This window comes from Streptomyces fumanus, from assembly GCF_014655295.1.
Taxonomy (GTDB): domain Bacteria; phylum Actinomycetota; class Actinomycetes; order Streptomycetales; family Streptomycetaceae; genus Streptomyces; species Streptomyces fumanus.
In genome coordinates this window covers 1-22,518 of sequence record NZ_BNBI01000027.1, presented here as the reverse complement: position 1 = coordinate 22,518, position 22,518 = coordinate 1, and the positions used below count along the sequence as shown (strand labels likewise).

The following is a 22,518-nucleotide window of genomic DNA, read 5'->3' as shown; positions in this document are numbered from 1 at the left end:
TGTCACCGCTTGCGCCCGGGTCGGCCAGGGCCCGCACCCGCCGGTCGGTCAGCCGGCCGGGTGGCCGGCACCGGCGACGGGACCGCAACGGGGGGCGGTGGTGGTGGACCGTCCCAGAGCCGCTGCCGCCGGTGACAGGTCCGGTCCCGTCGGCAGCGACGACAGCAGGGCCGAGGGCATGACCGTCACGTCCGACGAGGCGAAGCCCAGCGCCTCCAGCGCCCCGGCCGTCGGAACCCGGTACTTCATGCCCGTGTCGGTCACCAAGTAGACGGTGTCTCCCATCGCCGTGCCGCCGGCCCCGAGGGCCCGCACCAGGGCGCCACGGCCGGCCGGCACCGTGATCAGGTCGGCGGGCACGCACGCCGGGGTCATGGCCTCGGCGGGTGTCTGCGCCGCCGGGCCGAGTCGCCGGGTGTCCAGCAACGACACGCTCGACCGCATCCGGTCGGTACCGGGGGAGACCCGGACGCAGGCGCTCTGGCCGGTGGCCGCCCGGACCGGACGAGGCGGCGTGGCGGGAAGGACACCGGAGGAACTCCGCTCGCCGCGCGCCCCCGGCGCCAAGTGGCCGCTCAAGGCGTCGGTGCCCAGCACCCGCGCCCCCGTCCCGCCGCCGTCGGCCGGGGAGGACCCCAGGGTCAGCGCCGCCTCGGTGGCGGTCAGCGGCGCCAACCCGTCCTGGCGCAGCACGTAGTAGCGGGTGCCGGAGCCGGGCGCGGCCACCCGGAACACCTGGCCGAGCCGGGTCTCCCGGCCGTCGAGGCGCGGCCCCGGGCGTCCCTGCCCGGCCACGGTCACCGGCGTCAGATCGGGGCCCAGCGGCAGGGCGTTGAGGAACGCCTCGGTGACCGGGAAGGGAGCCGTGGTCTCGTAACCCAGCGCGGCCACGGCCCCGTGCTCGGTGTCCAGCCGGAGCCGGGTGCCCCGCCACACCAGGTAGAGGGACGCGTCGGGGGCGCGTACCAGCAGGGCGGACCCCGCGTCGAGGTCGGTGCCCCGAGCCTGCGTGGCCACCGCGATCGCGGTTCCGGGGCGGCTGCCGGAGCCGCCCAGGCCGGTGCGGGAACACACCAGCCAAGGGGCGGGGTCGAGCCGGTCGGGCACGGTCTGGGGGGCGCCCGTGATGCCGACCGGGGCTCCTCTGGGCACCCCGTCCAGGGAGTCGCTGTGCACGGTGGTGGTCTTCAGTTCGCCGCCCACCAGCAGCCGGGCCGAGGTGTGGTTGCGGACGGGCCGCAGCCTGCCGTCCAGGTAGAGGTAGCTCGCGCCCGTGTCCTCGTCGACGACCAGCGTCCGCGCTTCGCGCCAGGAGCCGGTGGTGCCGGGTTTGATCAGGCCGAAGACGAAGGCTCCGGCGGACACCAGCACGGCGATCAGCACGCCCATCGCCACACCTCGGTTGGTGCGTCCCTGCGGGCTCTCCGGGGCATCGGGATCGGAGCGCAGCATGCTGGTGGTCAGCCTGCTCATCAGGAACATGTGCGCCTGGACCTGGTCACGTTTGGTCTGCATGGGGATCCTCGTCCTTCGTCCGTCAGCTCCGGTCAGGCGGCGAGCGCGCGCAACGCCCCGTAGACGCCGAGCACCCACAGCGCGAGCGGCAGCAGGGCGATGGCCGCCGCCGAGTGGGCCAGCTCCGCGGCCCGGCCCCAGTAGGGGACGAGGCGGTTGCCCGGCACCGTCCAGGAGGCGACGGTCAGGACCGCGGTGACCGCCAGGAGCGCGGCGACCAGCAGCAACTGCTGACCGGGCGTGGCCCCCAGGAAGGCCGTACGGACCAGGGACACGGCACCGAGCACCCCCGGCGCCGTGAGCGACAGCCGCTGCAGGGTGTTGCCGAGCACGCGGGCGTGCAGCAGCAGAAGCAGCGACAGTACGGCGGTCGTGACGTTCTGGGCCAGGGTCGGGCGCACCGAGAGCCCGGCCACGCAGGCGGCGCAGATCGTGCCGGCGGCGGCGTACAGGCCCGTCATCCAGCCGTCGGCCAGCACGGAGCGTTCGGCGACGACGCTCGGCGCGTGCGGTTCGATGCCCTCCTGGAGTTCCTCGGCGTTGGTCGGGATCGGGGGCATCCGCAGACCGGCCAGCCGGAAGGACAGGGACGGCACGAAGGCGCCGAAGACCACGGCGGTGACGGCGAGCAGACCGGACGCGTGCTCGGGAGGCATGTCGGCGACGAGCAGCAGCACACCGGCGGCGGCCCCCGCCACGGCCACCGCGCACAGGGCGAGGAACACGGTGGCGAACGCGGCGACGGCGGCGACCGCCAGTACCGCTCCCGCGGCGGCCGAGGCGCAGGCCGCGAGCAGACGGGCGCCCAGCACCTCGTGCAGGCCGGGTCCGGTCAGGTCCCCTCCGGGCAGCACCCAGCCCGCCACGGCGAGATAGGCGGGCACCATCGCCCCGAGGGCGGTGCCCGCCCCGGCGTCGCCGATGGCGCGACTGGCCGCGGCCGCCCCGCCCAGGGTGAGCAGCGCGAAGGCGCCGGCAGCCAGCGCGGTGACCGTACCGGAGGTGTCCGAGAGGCCGAGGACGGTCAGCGCGAGAAGCTGGCAGAGCGCGCCGGCGGTGAGCAGCACCCGCTTGCCGACGACGGGCGTCCAGCCGAAGGGCCGGTCCCTCATGGTGGTGTAGATGCCGTCCACCAGGTCGTCCAGGTGCACCTCGGGCAGCGCCTCGGCGTGCGGGCGCAGATACAGCACCTCACCGTCCCGCGCGTGCTGGGCCTCCAGGGTGGCCTCGTGGTCCAGGGGCTTGCCGCCGAGGCGCTGCAGGACCCAGCCGTCGTGGTCGACACCGGCCTCGGCCAGCCCGTCGCCCGCGTAGGCCAGCAGGGCGGGCAGCAGGTCGGCCACCGGGATGTCGGCGGGCACGGACAGGTCCACCGTCTTGTCGGGGGCGCGCACGGTCAGGCGGCACAGCCCGGACAGGGCGTTGTCGGTCATGCGAGGGCTCGCTTTCCGTGAGGGCGCGGTGAGGTCCGCGCCGCGACGATCCGCACGCGTGCGGAACGGGAGACGTCCGGGGCGGGGCCCGGTGAACGGGATGCCGCAAGTGGACGTTGCGCATTTCGAGGACGCGCGAAGGAGAACGGAAAGGTACGAGAGGCGAAGAGGGCGGACACCATGTGCGCGGGCACGAACGGCCGGAGGGAAACGCACGCGGGGTCGCCGCCGAAAAGATCTTAGGACCGAGAACCCGCCCTTGGCGACCCGGTGGCCGGGACGGCCCGGCGCACGGCGCCACCACCCGGGCCGGTGCGCGGGGTGGGCGGGCACGCCCGCGCCGCCCCGGCCCGCAGGCACAGAGGCGCGAGGCCCCGGCATGTCCCGGGCCGTGTGCGCACACCACCGGGAACACCGCCTTCCCGGCGGTGCGGTCAGCCGTGTTCATCTCATTGAGGAGACTGTTCGTTGAGTGTCGTCCTGTTCCGCAGGCCCGCCCGACGCCGGGGCCCGGACATGCCCGAAGGCGAGCTCAGCCTTCAGGAGCCGCCCACGCTGCCGGAATCGGTGCCCGACAGCTCCGCCGTCTGGAACTACCTCCCCATGGCCATGATGTCGGTGTCCATGATGCTGATGTTCATGCGGCCGGGCATGGGCGGCGGCACGGGCGGAGCCTTCTTCTACCTGGCCATGGGCCTGATGATCCTCGGCTCCGCCGCCATGATCATCGGCCAGTTCATGCGCCGGGCCAGCGAGCGCAAGCAGCGTCTGAAAGGCGAACGGCGCGACTACCTGCGGTACCTGAGCCAGATACGCCAGAAGGTACGGGGTGCCGTCGTCGCCCAGCAGAAGGCGCTGGCCTGGCAGCACCCCCGCCCCGATGTGCTGTGGTCGCTGGTGGGCACCAGCCGGCTGTGGGAACGCCGGCCGGGCGACCCGGACTTCGCCGAGGTCCGGGTGGCGGTGGGCGACCAGAAACTGAACCTCCGGCTCAACCCCCTGTCCACCCAGCCCGTGGAGGACCTGGAGCCGCTGAGCGCCCATGCCCTGCGCAGCTTCATCCGCGCCTACTCCACGATTCCCCGGCAGCCCATCGCCGTCTATCTGCGCGCCTGGGCCCGCGTGCTGTTCCGCGGCGAACCCGAACAGAAGCGTGCCCTCGTGCGCGCGCTGCTGGCCCAGCTCGCGGTCTTCCACGCACCGGACGACGTATGGATCGTGCTGTGCGTCGGGGACGAACGGCGCGCGGAATGGGACTGGGTCAAGTGGCTGCCGCACGGCCTGCACCCGCAGGAGACCGACGGCGCCGGCCCGGCCCGGCTGATCGTCTCGGAGTTCAACGCACTGGAAGGACTGCTGGGCGCGGAGTTCTGGGAACGCCCCCCGTTCGCGCCGGACGCGCCGGTCGGACGCGAGGAGCCGTACACGGTGATCGTGCTGGACGGTGTCACCGTGCCGGAGGGGCACCGGCTGGACGGGGCGGGGCTGCGCAACACCGTGGTCCTGGACGTCGACGGGGCGCTGTCCTGGCGGCCCGGACGCGTCACCCTGCGCCTGGAGGTGGCGGAGCGGTCGCTGTCCCTGGTCCGTACCGACCGGGACCGCAAGGAACAGTCGACCCACCTGGGCACGCCGGACGCCCTCGGTCCCCACTCGGCCGGAGCGCTGGCCCGGCAACTGGCCCCGCACCGGATGAGCATGGGACCGGGCGCCGACACGGCCCAGCCGCTCGCCACCACCCTGGAGCTGACGTCCCTCCTGGGCATCGCCGACCTGCACCACCATGTGCCCGCCGACCTGTGGACGCGCCACACCGGCCCGGGGCGGCTGCGGGTGCCGATCGCGGTCGGGGCGGACGGCTCCCCGGTGGAGCTGGACATCAAGGAATCCGCGCAGGGCGGCAGCGGTCCGCACGGCATGCTGATCGGTGCGACGGGTTCCGGGAAGAGCGAGCTGCTGCGCACCCTGGTGCTGGCGCTCGCGCTCACCCATTCCTCCGAGACGCTCAACTTCGTCCTGGTCGACTTCAAGGGCGGCGCCACCTTCCTGGGCCTGGACGAACTGCCGCACACCTCGGCCGTCATCACCAACCTGGCCGACGAGACGGCGCTGGTGGGACGGATGCAGGACGCGCTGCACGGCGAGCTGATCCGCCGCCAGGAACTGCTGCGGTCCGCGGGCAACTACACCTCGGCCCTCGAATACGAGAAGGCGCGCGCTGCGGGAGCGCCTCTCGAACCGCTGCCGAGCCTGTTCATCGTCGTCGACGAGTTCAGCGAACTGCTCGCGGCGCAGCGGGACTTCATGGACCTCTTCGTGATGATCGGCCGGCTCGGCCGCAGCCTCGGGGTGCATCTGCTGCTGGCCTCCCAGCGGCTGGACGAGGGCCGGATGCACCAACTGGAGAGCCACCTGTCCTACCGCATCGGCCTGCGCACCTTCTCCGCCATGGAGAGCCGTGGCGTGCTGGGCGTCCCCGACGCCTACCAGTTGCCGTCGGAGCCCGGCAGCGGGTACCTGAAGACCGGCGTCGACCTGCTGACCCGGTTCCGCGCCGCGTACTCCTCCGGCCCCTACGTGCGCCGGCGCGGCGCGGTCAACCAGGCGCGAGCGGTCAGCCAGGTAGTGCCCTGGTCGGCGGAGTGGATCGTCCCCAGGGAGCCGGCCGGCGGGACGGACGGCCCCGAGGAGGAGCGGACCGACGAGAACGGGCCGTCCCTGCTGGCGGTCGCCGTGGAGCGGCTGCGCGACTCCGGCCCCCCGGCCCACCAGGTCTGGCTCCCGCCCCTGGACCTGCCCACCACGCTCGACCAGATCCTCCCGCCGCTCACCACGGACGAGCGGTACGGCCTGACCGCCACGGACTGGCCCGGACGCGGCCAGTTGGCCGTGCCGGTGGGCGTGGTGGACCGTCCCTTCGAGCAGATGCGCGACCTGCTGATGGTCGACCTCTCGGCGGCCGGCGGCCATGTGGCGATCGCCGGCGGCGCGCAGAGCGGCAAGAGCACGCTGGTACGGACTCTGATGTGTGCGCTCGCCCTCACCCACACCCCCCGTGAGGTGCAGTTCTACTGCCTGGACTTCGGCGGCGGCACCCTGGCGGGCCTGGACGGACTGCCGCATGTATCGGGGGTCGCCTCCCGGCTGGACGCGGAGCGGGTGAACCGGGTCCTGGCCGAGGTCGGCACCCTGCTGGAGGAGCGGGAACGGTTCTTCCTGAACCACGGCATCGACAACATGGCCACCTACCGCAGGCGCCGCGCGGACGGCGACTACGCCGACCAGCCGTTCGGAGACGTCTTCCTGGTGATCGACGGCTGGTCCACCGTGCGGCAGGACTACGACCGCCAGGTCCCGGAGATCAACGCCCTGGCGACCCGAGGACTGAACTACGGCATCCACCTCGTCGTCACCACGGCCCGCTGGGTCGAGCTGTCCTCCGCGGTCCGCGACCAGGCGGGCACCCAACTGGAACTGCGCATGGGCGACGCCATGGACTCGAACATCGACGTCCGGCGGGCGGCCACCGTACCCGAGATGCCCGGCCGCGGCCTGACGAAGGACAAGATGCACTACCTCACCGCGCTCCCGCGGATCGACGGTGTGGAGGACGCGGACGACCTGGCCGAAGGCGTGGCGTCACTCGTCACCGCCGTACGGGAGAGCTGGCAGGGGCCCTCCGCCCCACGGCTGCGCACCCTGCCCACCACCCTGCCGGTCACCGAACTCCCGTCCCCGCAGGGCGACTTCCGGGTACCGGTCGGTGTGGAGGAGACCCGGCTGGCTCCGGTCTGGCACGACTTCGCCGAGAACCCGCACATGATCGTGGTCGGTGACACCGAGAGCGGCAAGACCAACCTGCTGCGCCTGGTGGCGAAGGCCGTGATGGAGCGGTACACACCGGAGGAGGCCCGGCTGATGGTCGTCGACTTCCGCCGCACCCTGGTGGAGGCGGTGCCCGACGCGTACCGGCTCGGGCACGCGATCTCCATGGACTCGCTCAAGGAGCTGATCGACGGCGTGGGCCGGGCGGTGAGGACCCGGCTCCCCGGCCCCGAGATCGCGCCCTCGCGGATGCGGTCGTGCGACTGGTGGAAGGGGCCGCGGCTGTTCGTCCTCGTCGACGACTACGACCTGATCGGCGGCAGCCCGATGAACCAGCCCTTCGCCCCCCTGCTCGATCATGTGGCGATGGGCTGGGAACTCGGGGTGCACCTGATCGTCGCCCGGGCGGCGGCGGGATCCGCGCGCGGTCTGAACGACCCGCTGCTGCGCCGGCTCCAGGAGGCGAACACCCCCGGCGTCCTGCTGTCCTGCCCGCCCAGCGAGGGTTATGTCTTCGGCAACGTCAAGGGCCGCAACCTCGCGGCCGGGCGGGGCCGGCGCATCGCCCGGCGCAAGACCGTCGAGATCCAGACGGCGTGGGTGGACGGTCCCGGTGCCGAGAGCCGGGACTGAACCGCAGACAGGGGCTCGGCGCCCTGGTGTGCGCTGAGGACGGCCTCTCCGCCTGCTGAGAGGCCGTCCTCCCGGTTCAGGAGCGGTCGGCGCGCCGCGGCCCGGGGGACCCCTTGGGAACGGGGACGCCGAACAGAGGGGTCTGCCCGTCGTCCACCACCACGGCACCGGGGCCGTCGTCCTCCGGCTCCGCGCCGGTACGGCCGAACAGGTGGACGTTCCCCGTCCGGTCCACCACGGTGATCCGGATGCCCAGCAGCCGTGCCGTCAGGGCGGCCAGGAACAGCGAGAAGTGCTCCTCCGACGCATAGGAGGGAGCGAGCAGCAAGAGCCTGGCCCGCTCCACGGGAGAGAGCGGGAGATCGGCGACGGGCAGTACGTCGCCCAGCAGTACGGCCTGTGTGCGGTGTGCCGGAGTCAGGCTCACCCCAGCGTCGAGGAGCAGGCGTACCGGGATACCGGCCGGCGGTGCCAGGGCCGGCGGGGGGCTGTCCGCGAGGTCGTCCGCGGTCACCCGTGCCGCCGCCCAGGCGAGGAAGGCACCGGGCGTGTCCGCCCCGGGGACCGCCCGGGGCGCGGCGACCCGCACCGCGTGCAGGAGCGCGGTGGTGAACCCGCCCTCCGTGTCCACCGGTTCGTGCAGGGTGAGGGCGGTGCCGTGCACCTCGGCACCGAGCGGACCGGTACGCCGGAAGCCGACCGGCGGGGCGACGGTCGCCACCGGCGCGGGCACCGGTACCGGCTTGCGGCGAGGTGCCGACGGGTCGGGGACGGGTCTACGGGAGAGTGCTGCCGGGCCCGGCACGGGCTTGCGGCGGGGCACCGCCGGGTCGGGGACGGGTCTGCGGTGGGGCGTCGCCGGGCCCGGCACGGGCTGCTGGGAGCGGACCGCCGGGCCGGGGACGGGCTTGCGGCGGGGCATCGACGGGCCGGCCGGGGCGGGCTCGGGTGCCCGGCCGGTGGCTGCCGTACCGGCCGGGGCGACGAGGTCGTGGCCGTCCGGCCGGCCGACGGCACCGCTGAGCGTGCTGAGGTCGTACGCGGGCGTGGTGTCCTCTGAGGCGCCGGCCTCCGGCGTCCGGCCGGACACCTGGGCCGCCATCGCGGTCAGCGCCGGGTCGTCGAGCGCGGTGAGCGGCGGCATCCGGCGCTCGTGCAGCCGGCCCACCAGGACTTCGAGCTGGGCGAGGGTCAGCCCGTGGTGAGCGGCCAGTTCGATCAGCCACGCGCGTGCGCGACGGTCGCTCCGCTGGACGTAGTCACCCCGTACCCGGTCGGCCGCTTCCTGCGTGCCCGTCTGCAGCGTGCTGAGGCTGCCGTCCCTGGCCGCGACCGTCAGCAGACGACGGGGGTGGGCCATCATCGACGAAGCGATGAAGTACAAGTCGTGGGGGGAGAGGCCGTGCTCTCGCGCGAGGTCCTCCAGATCCGTCGGTACGCCGCCGATGGCCTCGCCCCACACCAGCAGATGGCGGGGGTCGGCCATCGCCGACGAGGCGACGGAGTACAACGCGCCGACGGACAGACCGTGTTCCCGTGCCTGGGCCGCCAAGTCCGTGGGGACGCGGTCGATGGCGTCCATCCAGCGCAGCAGGCGCTCGCCCGCCGGGCCGTCGAGGGCCCCGAGTTCGTCGCGGACGCGGTCGGCGGCGGCCTGGTCGAACCAGGTGCTGCGGGTGACCCGTTCCGCCAGTTCCCGGGAGACGCCCCACGAGGTGGCGAGGTGCGCGGCCGGTGTCACATCGGCCGACCCGATGAGCGGCAGGTGTCCGCCGTCGAGAGTGGACAGGTCGACAAGGGGTTCGCCGGTACCGGTGGCGTCGGCACCGGCGGGCGGGGTGTACGGCGGGAGTTCCTCCTTCTCCTGCGCCGCCATCTCGGTCAGTACCGGGTGGTCGAGGGGGGTGAGGGGCCGGATTCCGCGGGCGTGCAGCCGAGGCACCAGGCTTTCGAGCTGGGTGAGGGTCAGTCGGTGGTGCGCGGCCAGGGCGATCAGCCAGGCACGTGCGCGCAGATCGCTCTCCCCGACGTAGTGTTCGCGCACCGCCTCGGCCGTCCCCACCGGGTTGCCGAACGCCCGTTCGAGGCTGCCGTCGCCGGCCGCGACCGTCAGCAGATGCTCGGGGTCGGCCATCACGAGCCGCGCGCCGAGGTACAGGTGGCCGGGGGCGAGTCCGTACCGCCTCGCGAGGGAGGTCAGGTCCGTGGGTATGCGGCCGATGGCGTCCAGCCAGAGCAGCAGGCGCAGTGAGTCCGAGCCGCCGGGGACCTCGACCTCGTTGCGGAGGGCGTCCGCCCGGCCCCGGTCGAACCAGGGCTGACGGGTGAGGTGTTCCGCCACGTCCAAGGGGACGTGCCACGAGTCGGCGAGGTGCGCGGCCGGTGTGAGCCGCGCGGCGTCGGGTCTGCCGTCACCGGCCGGGGGCGGGCCGGCGCGGTCGACCGTGGAGGGGCGCACGGACGCTTCCGGACCGGGTCCCGCGCGGCCGGCGGGGACGGCGTCACCGCCGAGCGTGGACAGGTCGTACCCAGGTCGGGGGCCGTCCGGAGTGTCGTCCCGGTCGTCGGCCTCCGGCACCTCGGCGACTGTCTGGGCCACCATGTCGGTGAGGTCCGGGTCGTCCAGGTGGGTGAGGGGCGGGATGCCGCCGCGGTGCAGCCGGGGCACCAGGGTGGCGAGCTGGGGGAAGGTCAGGTGGTGATGGGCGGCGAGCTGGATCAGCCAGGCGCGTGCGCGAGAGTCGTGTTCGGGTACGTAATCGCCCCGCACGGAGTCGGCCACCGCCCGGGCGTCCGTCCGGAGTCTGTCGAGGCTGCCGTCCCCGGCCGCGACCGTGAGGAGATGGCGGGGGTCGGCCATCACCGACGAGGCGATGCGGAACAGCCCGGCGGGGGAGAGACGGCGTGGGCGGGCGAGGGCGCCGAGGTCCGTGGGAATGCGGCCGATGGCGTCCATCCAGCGCAGCAGGCGCTCGCCCGCCGGGCCGTCGAGGGCCCCGAGTTCGTCGCGGACGCGGTCGGCGGTGGCCTGGTCGAACCAGGTGTTGCGGGTGACCCGTTCCGCCAGTTGCCGGGAGACGCCCCACGAGGTGGCGAGGTGCGCGGCCGGTGGCGCGGCGGCCTGCTGGAACGGGGGCGGTCCGTCGCCGCCCACGGTGGACAGGTCGACCGCGGGGAGGCCGGCGTCGGCGGCCAGCGGGTGGTCGCGCAGGACCGGGCCGGAGGTGGTGGCGGTCTCGATCTGGGTCAGGTATCGCGTGGGGAACCGGTGGGCCGCGGCCGGGGTGGTGACATCGGCCATGACGCCGCCGGTGTCGGCCTGGTCGGGGCGACGGCGGAAGAGCGCGAGGGGGTCCTGGTAGCGGTCGGTGACACCGACGTAGTGCAGGACCTCGTGGAGCAGCACGTTGTCGTCGTACGCGGTCAGCTCGGGGTCGCCGCCGGAGTGCAGGTGGAACTGGAACTGGTCGGAGCGGTCGGGGTCGGGGCCGGTGGTGACGGTGATGGCCTCGTGGTCCGGGGCGGAGGTGACGGCGACGTGGACGTGGAGCTGGTCGCCCGAGAGGGGAAGGACGTAACCGGTGTTGACATAGGTGTCGAGCAGGCGGTTGATGCGCTGTTGCAGATGCTCGGCGGTCAGGTCGGTACCGGACCGGATGGCGACGGGCAGCGGAACGGTGACATCGCGGACCCAGCGGCCGTCGGTGGCCTGGATCCGGCGGATGCGGGCCCGGATGCAGGTGGCCCTGCCGGGCAGCAACCGCTCGGACGGATCGAACAGCCGCGGGCGGACGCGGAGTTCGGCGGCGGGCCGCACGCGCCGACGGAGTGCCGTGACATCGTTGCGGGTCATGGTCGGCGCGTCCACGGCGTACCGGTAGCGCGGGTCGAAGATCTCGGTGCGGAGGGTGGCGACGGGCGCGCCGGCGCGGCGGTGCGACCATGCGTCGAAGGGGACGGGGTCGGCAGACGGCCGGACGGTGTCGGGGAGGCGGGTGCCGGCGGAGTGCCGGGCGGAATCCGGCATCCGGCTGCCGGTCGGGCGTCTCCGTCCGACCTCGTTGACCACCTCGATCAGGGCCGGGCTGTCGAAGCCGGTGCGGTACGGGATCCGCCGCTGCCTGAGCAGGTGCGCCACCCGCCTGAGCTGGGTGACGTCCAGCCCGAAGTGGGCGGCCAGCTCGAACAGCCGGGCCCGCAAGGTGTCGTCGGGGATCGCGCCGTCGCCGTGCAGTGCGTCGACCGTTGCGCGCAGGACGGCCTCCCATCGCGCGAAGGACCGCTCCGGCCGCAGCGCCATGATCCGGGACAGGTGCAGCGGGTCGGCCAGTGCGACGCTGGACAACCGGTACATCTCGGCCTCGCCGAGCCGGAGCGACGGGGCCAGACCGGCCAGGTCGGTGGGGATCCGGCCGATGGCGCCCAGCCACCTCAGCAGTCGTCGCATGTCGTACGGGTCGCTGATGCCGAGCCGGGTGCGCAGGTCGTGCACGCGCTGGGCGTCGAACCACGGTTGCTGCACCAAGGAGCGGACCTCGCCCTCCAACAGGGACCAGGCGGCGGCGAGGGCGGGCGGATACCAGCGGTGACCGCCCCCGGCGGCCCCGGGCGGCGTCCGCTCCCCGACGGGATACGGAGGAGGGTTCTCCGTGTACGACGGCGGGCGCCCGCTCGCATACGCCGGCGGCCGGTTCGCGGTCCGGTTCACCAGGCCGGTCACACGCGGGTCGTCGGGAGCCGTACGCGGGGGAACGCCCTCGTCGCGCAGCCGGGGCACGAGCTGCCTGAGATCGGCGAGGCTCAACCGGTGGTGCGCGGCGAGCGCGATGAGCCAGGCCCGCCCCGCGAGGTCGTCGCGGGTCAGGTAGTCGCCGCCGCGCAGGTCCGCGACGACCTGCTCCAGGACACCCGTCCACGAGTCCGGCGTGCCGCCGAGCGGGTCCTGGGCCAGGACGCCGAGCAGGTGCCGCGGGTCGGCCGGCACGATGACGGCGAGACGGTACAGGTCCAGGGCATCGAGTCCGGGTGCCGGAGCCGGTGCGGTGAGTTCGGTGGGTACGCGGCCGATGGCGTCGATCCACCGGAGGAACCGCGCGGTGTCCTCCCCGCCGGCGATCCCGAGGTACCGGTGGAGGCCGTGCAGGGCCTCGGCGTCGAGCCAGGGCTGTGCCCGCAGGGCCGCCATCCGGCCGAGCCGGGTCTCCAGGTCGGACGACCGGTCGTGCCGGTCCGTCACCTCGTCGACCCGCTCGGCCACGGCAGGGTCGGCCGGCTCGGTGCCCGGACGGACCCCGGCGGCGCTCAGCAGGGGCACCAGACGCACGAGCTGGGTGAACGTCAGCCGGTGTGCGTCGGCGAGGGCCGGCAGCCACGCGCGTCCGCGGTAGTCACCGGCGTCGACGTAACCGCCGCGCAGTTCGGTGGCCAGGAGGTGCGGTTCGGTGCGCAACCGGTCCATGACACCGCCCTCGTCCCGGGCCACGGCCGCCAGCAGATGCCGTGGATCGGCCATGACCGTCCAGGAGACGCGGTAGAGCACGGAGGGCTCGAAACCGTACGTCCGGGCCAGCTCCGGCAGGTCGGAGGGGACCCGCCCGATGGCCTCGATCCAGTCCAGCAGGTGGAGGGTGTCCAGTCCCGGGCCGACGTCCAGGATCCGGCGGAGGGAATCCACGCGCGGGAGGTCCCACCACAAGGGGTCGGGGAGGACGGCCAGCCGCTCGCGGGAGACCCGCCATTCCGTGGCGTAATGGCCCGTACGGATGTCCGACACCCGTATGCCCGTGGCGCGATGGGGCAGGGGCAGCGGCACCGGGCGGCGGGCCGCGCGCGCGGCCAGCGAGGTCACGGTGTGGTCGTCGGCGGACGTCCCCACCGGCAGACCCGCCTCGCGCAGCAGGCCAGCCAGGTCGGGCAGTGTGTGGACGGGCATCTCGTGCCGGTCGGCGATCGCCGTCAGCCAGCCGAGTTCCCGGTGGTCCGTGCGCAGTTCGGCGGGCACGTAGAGCGCGAGGCGGTCGGGCCACCGGTCGGGGCTCACCTGGGGTTCCGCGTCCATGATCCGGTCCATGTGCTCCGGGGTGGCCATGATGGCGGAGGCGAGCCGGTACAGGGTGACGGCGTCGGTGCCGTGCCGCGCGGCGAGGCGGGTGAGGTCGGCGGGGACGCGACCGACGACGTCCAGCCACTGCAGGAACCGGGTGGTGTCGCCGCCGATGCCCACGCCGAGTTCGCGGCGCAGGGCCCGCACCTCGGCGAGGTCGAGGCCGCTGCCGCGCAGTTCGCGGAGCAGGCCGGCGGAGACGCCCCAGCGGAGGGCGAGGACCGTGGCGCCGGGCGTGCCGGGTGCCTGGCTCGCCGGAAAGACGGGAGGGTCGTCGGCAGGGAGGGGGGCGTCGTCGGTGCCGGAGGTGTCGGCAGGGAGGGGGGCGTCGTCGGTGCCGGAGGTGTCGGCAGGGAGGGGGGCGTCGTCGGTGCCGGAGGTGTCGGCAGGGAGGGGAGCGTCCTCGATGCCGGGACCGGCGGGCAGGGCGCCGCGCATCACGGGCGGGCCGGACAGCACCGACAGGACGCTGTCCGACGACGGTGGGACAACGGCCGGCGAGAGCTCGGGGACGGCGGCCGGCGAGGGCATGAACGTGTCCGGTTCGGCACCCGGGACGAAGCCGGTGCCGTCCGCACCGGGGAAGAAGAGCCGCCAGTGTCCGGGACTCCCGTCCGGGGCGGGACGCAGGCGCAGGACCGGCTCACCGCCGGCGGTGTCGGCCGACGGGTCGCTCACGCCCCACACCGGGTCCATGACGACCAGTCCGGTACCGCTGGCGAGCCGCTGCAGTTCGTCGGCCCGCAGGTCGGGCAGGACGGTGGCCGGGTCGGCGGGGGCGGGGCCGTCACCGGTGGAGCCGGGCCGGACGACGGTGAGCACCGTACCGCTGGGCAGCCTCAGCAGATCGGCGCGCGACCTCACGAACCCGTCGTAGTCACCATGTCCGAGCACGCGCGGCGTTCCGTCCCGGTCGGCCACCTGGGGCCGGCCGTCCGCGCGGCCGGTCACGAGGAAGAAGCGCGGACTCGACGCCAGCGGAAGCGGCCTGGCCGCGCGCTCGCCGACGCCGGGGCCGTCGGTGGTGTACGTACCCACCTCGGCGAGCCGTTCGAGCGCGGGCCGCCGGCGCTCCCACTCCTCGGGACCCAACGAGGCCACGCCGACGAGGGCGCCCCCGGCAGAGGTGACCCGCCGCAGCAGCACCTCGGAGTGCCAGGGCGCGGACGGGGCGGGACCGGGCAGCAGGGCGTGCGGGTCCGTGAGGTGCCCCGCGTCCAGCAGTTGCCGGGCCGACGGCAGGGACATCCGTACCACCACCGGGTGCGGCAGCGCCGCCTCCGCACTGCCCCCGGCGTCCCGCCGGCCCAACCGGGAACCCGCGCGGTGGTGCAGTCCGGCGGTCAGCAAGATGTCCGCGGTGAACTCCACCAGGACCGACGGCAGATGGACCTGCCGCTTCCGCGCCAGGCCGGGCGACCGGCTCTCGCCCACCTGCGCCTGCTCCCGCACCGCGGCACCCGGGAGGACGATCCCCTGGTACGCGTCGGTGGCCCGCTGGCGCGTCCAGCCGCCGCCGGCGTGCAGGTCGGTCGCCTCGGCGGAGCGCAGCACGGCACCGGAGGCGCCCTCCTGCCATACGTCCGGGTGCGCGTCCGCGTCGAACTCGAAGACCATGCGCTCGCCCGTCCCGAGCACCCTGCCGTGGCGGAGCCGGGCGTCGGCCGTCCACCGCAGATCCTCTCCCGTGAGCAGTCTCGGGACGTACGCCTCCGGCATGTCGGCACCCGTGGCGGCGAGCGCGGGCAGCGCGGAGATCAGCCACTCCGTGGACAGCGCCGCCCGCAGGGTCGTCGCCGCGGCCGTCCCGACCGTGGTGAACCCCGACGCTCCCCGCAGCGCCCGGACCAGGTCGGCGAGTGCGCCCCGGACCAGCTCGGTGCCCTGGAAGGTGTTGACCTGGGCCTCGGGAGGGACGGGCGAGCCGGACGACCGCCACCGGTCGCGTGACGGTGCCTCGTCACCCAGCAGGACCACCGGCGGCGGGGCCTGCCGCGCGGGACTCAGCCGGGACAGGGCCAGCAGGTCCGAGCGGAGCATACGGAAGTCCAGGCCGCGCTCGTCGCCCCGGGTGGGCCGGGTGGCCAGTTCCACGACGGCGGCCGGTTCCGTCCGCGTGCCGGGCGGGAGGCCGGCGGATCCGCCCGGACGGTGCAGTTCCAGGGACACCGTGACCGGGAACCGCACGTCGACGCGTGGCGCGTGGGCGGGGGTGAGGACGAGGACGCCGCCGGTCCTGTCCCGGTTCTCCTCCTGGCCGAGGACGGTGGCCGCCGTCGGGAACGCGAGGACGCCACCGGCCACCGCCCCGCGCGGGCCGTCGTGCTCGCCGGGATAACCGAGGGGAAGACCGAACACCGGGACCGCCCGCCGCGACACCGTCGTGCGGCCGGTGCTCCGCACCGCGCTCGCCGAGGTGGTGTACATCATCGACTGCCGGCTGCCCGACGGCCCAAGGTAGGCGCCCCGCGACCGGGTGACGACGACCCGGGCTTCGAAGACGACCCGGCCCGACCGGTCGTACAGGGGCACGGGGACACCGCCGTCCATGGCTCCCGACAGCAGGGAGACACCGCCGAGCGCGCCGAGCACCTGCGTCAGCCGCTGAGTGTTGCCGTACCGGTCCCGCGTCACCCGGTCGGGCAGCAGCAGGTCCGCGACGTTGCGGTCCGTCAGGTGCGCGAGCTTCTCCCGCACCAGGGGCAGGACGCGGCGCGGGGCCGGGAAGTGCTGGACGAGACCCAGTCCGAGCGGCCCGGTGCCGGCCAGGAAGGGATTGCCGTCCGCACTGTCCGCGACCGCCGGCCGGGGCAGGGCGGGCGGGACGAGCGAGCCGGTGGGGGTCTCGGCGGCCGCCAGGTGCGCGTCGAGCGCCGGACCCAGACCGGCGCGGCGGGCCTGTTCCTCACTGACCCACGCCACCACCGCACCGGGCAGCTCCAGTCCCCGGGCCACCGTGCGGGGCGGGTTGTGCTTCGCGGAGACCTCGGCGGCCATGACCACCACGAGGTCGGCCTGCACCAGCCACATCCGGCCGCCCGGCTCGGAGACGGCGGTCCTGGTGAGCGAGGCGGAGACGGCCGTGGACCGTGACTCGCCGGCGGCCCGGGCCCGGTACAGGCCGGGACCGGCCATGACCCAGGCGTCCGGCGACGTGTTCCCCGCTCCCTGGAGCAGCAGCGCCAGCACCGTGGCGAAGACGGAACTGCGTTCACCGGAGGCGGAGTGCCCGCCGGAGACGGATGCCTCCACGGCGGGACCCTCGCCCATGCCGACGACACGGGGGGAGACGGCGTGCAGCCTGGCTCCCAGCGCCCCGGACAGCGAGTCCAGCCGCCGGGTGAAGCTCAGGTCGCGCAGCGTCCACACCTGGCCGCCGCCGACCTGCAGTCCGACGGTACTTCCCTCGGGGCCGAAGGTGTCCTCGACCCTGACCGCGGGCAGCAGCCCCGGGGTGGTCAGCGCGGCGTCGTCCTCGCCGGACGCCTCGACCAGCAGCGCTCCCGCCAGGTCCGGCAGGGCCTCGGGGGCGGCGGTGCGCAGGGAGTCCAGTACCAGCCACGAGGGCAGTTCCGGGCCCTCCGGGCTCCACCAGTGCTCGTCGAAGAGGGAGTTGACCCCGAACGCCGGCGGTACGTCGAACGGCTTGGGTCTCCTGGCCGGTTCGAGCCCGGTGGACGCTTCGACCACGCGGAACCCGGTGGCGTCCTCGCGCAGGACGAACCCGGCCTTCCCCAGGCGCGCGGTGAAGTCTTCGTGCGGGGCGGGTTCGAGGAGGAGCTCGGGGAAGTCACCGAGCACAGTGGGCTCGGGAGAGCCCTCGCTGGGGGCGGGCCCGGCGAAGTCCCCGGACCCGGTGGCCCCGGTGGCTTCCTCACGCAGGGTGAACCCGGTGGGGGCGAAGAACCGGACCGGCATCGGCGCGCTCAGGCCGCGGTTCTCCTCGGTGCCGCCGGACAGCGGAACGATCACTTCCACTGGTGGCTGGTCCCGGCCGGGGCGGCCGGGAAGTACCGCACGCCGCCACAGGCGCTTGCGTTCCACGGACGTGATCTCCACGTCGAGGACCAGATGACCGTCCCAGACCGCGGTCGGGCTCTTGCCCTGGTTCTCGTAACCGCCCGCAATGGTGAGCACGGCCTGGTTGCCGCGCGCGGACTGGGCGACGGCGCCCGCCAGACCGGTGACATAGAGGTGGCCGGGGACCGGCTTGGCGCTGCCGCGCAGTACGACCAGCGCGCCGGTCGTCGTGGAGCGCCCGTGAGCCGCCGACTGGGTGACGGACGCGGAGGTGACCAGGTCGCGGTCGGCGCGGTCGCCCCGGTAGTCGGGGGCTTCGGCCAGCCGCCCCGTGACCCGGACCACGACGGTCTGGGTGACGTCCAGGTGCTTGCGCACCAGGCGGGCGATGACACCCGTGGTGAGGAGCTGCTGCTTGTGCGTCTGCAGGTAGGCGGGTGACAGCGCGGTCGTGAGGATGCAACTGTTCTGCCGCATCCTGGCGTGGTCGGTCGCGTTGACCGTCCAATCCTGACGGTCCGTCAGACGCGCGCGCCGACCGTCCTCGCGCGGAAGCAGCCCGTGCAGCCTGCGGTCCGAGGCGAAGATCTGCTCGACGTTCCTCAGCAGGGCGGTGGTGTCGACTCCGGTCATGCTCACGGTCGAGCCGGTGGGCCCGGCCGGCATGATGCGGACGAAACCGGGGTCGTCGAACAGCTTCTCTGGCGCCTCGACCCCCGGCGGCAGTGGCAGTTCCAGTTCGACCGCCTCCGCCGTGGCGAGCCGGAACCACAACAGTACGGTGATGTCCTGCGGTCGGCCGCCGTGCAGCCGCTGCGCCGGGGACAGCGGGCCGGTCCCCTCGGCACGCACGCGGACCCGCGCCAGGTAGAGGACCTCGTGCTCCCCGATGTCCACGCCGTGCTTCAGGGTGAGGGCGCGCGTGGTGGAGACCGACACCGCCTCGCTCCACTCCAGGCCCGGCTGGAGGAAGAGGCGCGCCTTCGGCCCCCCGGGGCCGGCCCCGACACCGACACCGGGACCGGCCATGGTGACGACCTCGGAGGACCGGGAGGTCGTCGTGGTGTGCGAGGTCACCGCCTTCTGCCGGGGCCTGAGCAGGTTCGACGGCTGCCCGCCGGGAGGGGGCGGCTCCTGCGGTACGTCGTCGCCCCGCACCGGCTGCTTGCCCTTGGGCCGCCCGTCCTCGGTGACCCCGCCGACCGCGCGCCGCAGCGGGAGCGGCCGCACCGAGGTGATCTCCGCGGTGAGCCGGACGGACGCCCTCGTACCGCCGTCGGCGCTGGACAGATCCTGTGACGGCAGGGGCCCGGTGAGCATCCGGCGGACGGTGCGGGTGAGGTGGTCGCCCGTGGCCATGCTGAACGCCAGGCGGCGACCGGGGCTGCCCCCGGCGGTGACGGCCGGATGGACGCGGGAGGCGATCAGGTCGAACAGGCCCCCGCCGCCCTGGTACGGGCTGCCCGGGTCGGTGGCCACCGGGCTCATCGAGGGCGACGCCGCGACCCGCCGGCTCTGCTCGGGCGTCAGCGGCGTGAACTCCGTCGTCGGCCCGGGTGCCGGCTCCGAGGGCGTCGGCGGGTCCGGCACCAGATCCCCGGTCGGCACGAGGAGGGTGCCCCGGCTCTGGGCGCGGAAGGTGCGCGCGGGACCGCCGGCCCGGCTGATCCGCACCCTCAGCTCGGTACGCCGGGGCACGGCCACGCTGCCGTCCCGCCCCGTGACCTTGTTGACGTCGACGAGACCCGTGGTCCTGGTGTCCGCCCGGCCGACCAGGCCGTATCCGACGTTGACGTTCGCGGATGCCCCCGCCAGCAGGCCGGGCTGGGGCGTCGGCACCAGCACGGTCCCCATGCCGCGCAGGACCGGCCCCCGGGTACGGGAGACCTGGTCGGCGACGCCCGTACCGTTCTCGGTCAGGGTGAAGTGCCGCGTCACGTCCTCCGGGCCGAGGTCTCCCGACGGCACGGTGGTGATCCTCGGCCGCGGCTCCGTCGGGTCGCGCCGGACGGCCACCACGACGTCGTACCAGCCGCCGCGGCCCTTGACCTGGAACGGCCGTCCCTGCCCGATGAAGGACGCGGGATCGCTGTCGAACGCCTCGATGATCTCCGTCGCGGGGCCGCCGGTGTTCACCTCGATCCGTTGTCTGAGCCAGTGCACGTCACCGGCCGGGACGTCGTGCAGGGTGGCGCGACCGCGGGCCCGCATACTCGCCAGGTAACCGGGCAGCCGCCAGCCCAGCACCTCGCGCTCCTCCGCCCGGGCCCGGGCGAGGGCACCGGCCTGCGCGGCCACGGTGTCCCGGGTGCGCCCTTCGATCCGGTCGAGCACGTCGGAGACCCCGGCGGTCAGCCGGTCCACGGCGCTCATCCGACGGCTGCGGCCCCGCTTGGCGGACTTCCACGCGTCGATCGCGGCCAGCAGGGCCCGCGACTGCCGCCGGACGAGATCGGTGTTCCCCGGCTCCTTCTCGCTGTCCGCCAGCAGGGTCCGCACGGCGTCGTCCACCGCGCCCAGGGCCTTGGACCGGCGCACCCACCAGTGCGCGGCGGAGTGGGTACGCCAGTTCTCGAACAGGGAGCGGTCCGCGTGTTCGAGCGGATCGGCCTCGGGTCCGGTAGCGGCCCCGAAGGGGTCGCCGTGCGCGGCCGCCTGCAATCCGGCCGCGTGGGCCAGGTCCCGGGGCGTGGCGAAGGAGGCGTTGTTCAGCACGGTCGAGACCGGCATCGGGCCGGGCGCCTCCGGCGGCTCCAGCCAGCGCAGTTGCGGGTCGAGTTCGATGGACTGGAACAAGCCGGCCTGGTAGAGGGGTCGCTCGCTCACCCGGCCGCGCTGCGCGTCGATCCAGTAGATACGGCCGTGGTGATTGACGGCGTTGACCGCGTGGGAGGCGGCGCCCTCGGTCTGCGACCTCCTGGGCGTGTTGAACACCACGAGGGCGGACGAGCCGTGACCACCCCTCCTGAGACGTTCGGCCACCGAGGCCCACGCCTGATCGGACCGCGACTGCCCGTTGTCGACGTACTGCGGCGATCGCCATTGGGCGCCCAGCCAGCGGGCGGTCGCGCGGGGTCCGTCGCTTTCGGTGACTCCCGCCACGACCGGCGCGGCCGCCGTGGGAATGCCGTGCCAGGACAGCAGAACGCTGCGGGTCACGTCGATGCAGTTGGCCAGCCACTCGGTGCTGTCCGTGCGCGGCCCGTTCAGGCGCTGGACCCACTCTGCGGAGCCCAGGTCGGTCGCGAGGGAGTTCCGGACGTGGCTGCGGTTGAGCGCCCGGACGGGACCGGCCAGTGCGTAGAACCGCCCGCGGGGATCGGGGAAGCGCTGGAAGGAGCCGTCCTCGTTACGGGGCCACGACCGCTCCAGTCTCGCTTGCTGAGGGGCGTTGACGTTCCGGCGCAACTGCCCCGGCGCCTCGCCGTACGGTCGTACGGTGTCCAGGTTCTGGGAAAGCTCGGTGGCCCTGTCCTGGTGGGGATCGGCGTGCTGTGTCAGCACGCTCGGCGCGGACGGCGGGGCGGTGGCGTCGGCGATGCCCGGTGCGTCCGCCGGGGTCGGGGGCGGGGCTGTCCGGCCGAGCGTGTCCTGGCCGAGGGCACCCGGCGAGGACAGTGCCGTCAGCACGCCGGTGTCCGCGGACGATTCCGTCGGGAGCCGGACCTCGCCCGACTGGGTCAGGATCGCTTCCGTCGCCCGGTCCGGTGCCGCAGAGGCCAGGTCGTCAAGGGCGTCCAGCACGGTGTCGGTGGCGGCCTCGATGTCGGCGAGCGTCTCGGCCGGCGGCGGCAGAACCTGGTCGAGGCCCGGCTTCTGGCCGTCGCGCTGGGGGGCGGGGTGGGCGAATCCGGCGCCCTGGAGGAGCTGCTGGGCGAGGGCGAGCGGACTGTCGGGGGAGACGGCGGCTTGGCCCAGGAGGAGATGAACGTCCGGTCCGGTGTCACCGGTCCGGGTCGAACCGGTGACGACGGTGGGGGTGTGAGGGGCGCTGTGGGCGGCCGGCACGAGGGTGACATCGGTGTGCAGGCGGTCCTGCGAGGCGGGGAGCCGGCTGCCGGCGTCGAAGTGGGCCGCGACCCGCTCGCGGACGGTCTGCTGGACGTGGGCGAACTGTTCCGCGGTGAGCGGCGGTTCGGCGGTGACCGGCAGGGTGAGGGTGACGTCACGGGTCCAGTCGCCACCGGCGTCGGCGGTTCTGCGGACGTGCAGGGTGACGTCCTCGGGTGCGACCGGGGCAAGGGGATCGACCGAGGGGGATTCACCCGCGAGGGCGTCGGCGGGGGGTGCGTCGGCCGTGGTGGCGCCGCGTCCCGGGGCGGCCGTCCTGGGGGTGGTGCCGCTGGAGGTGGTGTCTCCCTGAGGAACTGGGGTGTGGGGGGTGGCGGGGGATGGGGGGCCGGTGAGGGTCGAGGTGGCTGTTCCGGTGCCCGCCCCCGTGCGTGTGCTTGTGCCCGTACTGGTGGGGGGTGCCGGGGCGAGGTGGCCGGTGGGTTCGCTGTCGGGGGAGCCGAGGGTTCCGACGGTCTCGGTGTCGGGAACCTGGTGGGTTCCGGTGACGGGGGTGCCGTTGCCGGTGAAGAGGGTGGTGGTCGGGATGGTGCCGCTGGTGGGCGGGGGGATCGGGGACCCGGCTGTCGGTTCGGTGAGCGTGGGTGGCGGGGTGAACGGCGTGGTGGTGACGGGGCTGGTGAAGGGGGGCCGGGTGGTGCCGATGACGGTGATGGCGTCGGGGTCGGCGGGCGGGGGTGTGAGCGGGGCGATGGAGTCGGTGGTGGAAGGAGGACTGGTGGTGGAGCCGCCGAAGTCGGTGGTGGGCAGGGACGGACCAGCAGTGGGGTGAAGGCGGGGGGTGCCGGTGGTGCTGCCGTTGGTGGCCGTGTGGGCGCCGGTGACGTCGCTGGTGGTGGTGTGGAGCTCAGTGGTGCCGGAGTCGGTGTGGGTGTGGGTGCCGGCCCAGGTGGTGTCGTTGAGCAGAAGCGGGGTGTG

At 74.1% G+C, this 22,518-nt stretch carries 4 protein-coding genes; 1 reads left to right on the top strand and 3 read right to left on the bottom strand.

The genetic code is table 11. The features are described from left to right. Positions 1-48 precede the first annotated feature (48 nt). Positions 49-1,515, bottom strand: a complete 1,467-nt coding sequence (gene eccB, locus IE316_RS34940; RefSeq protein ID WP_190208599.1) for a type VII secretion protein EccB — start codon at positions 1,513-1,515, stop codon at positions 49-51. A 32-nt stretch (positions 1,516-1,547) separates the two neighbouring features. After that, positions 1,548-2,948, bottom strand: coding sequence for a type VII secretion integral membrane protein EccD (gene eccD / locus IE316_RS34935; RefSeq protein WP_190208598.1), 1,401 nt, complete (start codon positions 2,946-2,948; stop codon positions 1,548-1,550). Positions 2,949-3,464: 516 nt separating this feature from the next. Between eccD and eccCa the strand changes: the two genes are divergently transcribed. Then, a complete protein-coding gene (gene eccCa, locus IE316_RS34930) occupies positions 3,465-7,406 on the top strand; it encodes a type VII secretion protein EccCa (protein ID WP_190208597.1) in 3,942 nt (1,313 codons plus the stop codon). 76 nt (positions 7,407-7,482) lie between these two features. On the opposite strand, the gene IE316_RS34925 is transcribed toward eccCa, so the two are convergent. Further along, on the bottom strand, positions 7,483-22,518 hold a 15,036-nt coding region (locus IE316_RS34925), incomplete at its 5' end, for a toxin glutamine deamidase domain-containing protein (RefSeq protein WP_268257663.1).

Excerpts from the sequence above, each read along its gene's own strand:
- eccB (WP_190208599.1), bottom strand. The coding sequence starts at position 1,515 with ATGCAGACCAAACGTGACCAGGTCCAGGCGCACATGTTCCTGATGAGC.
- eccD (WP_190208598.1), bottom strand. The coding sequence starts at position 2,948 with ATGACCGACAACGCCCTGTCCGGGCTGTGCCGCCTGACCGTGCGCGCC.
- eccCa (WP_190208597.1), top strand. The coding sequence starts at position 3,465 with ATGCCCGAAGGCGAGCTCAGCCTTCAGGAGCCGCCCACGCTGCCGGAA.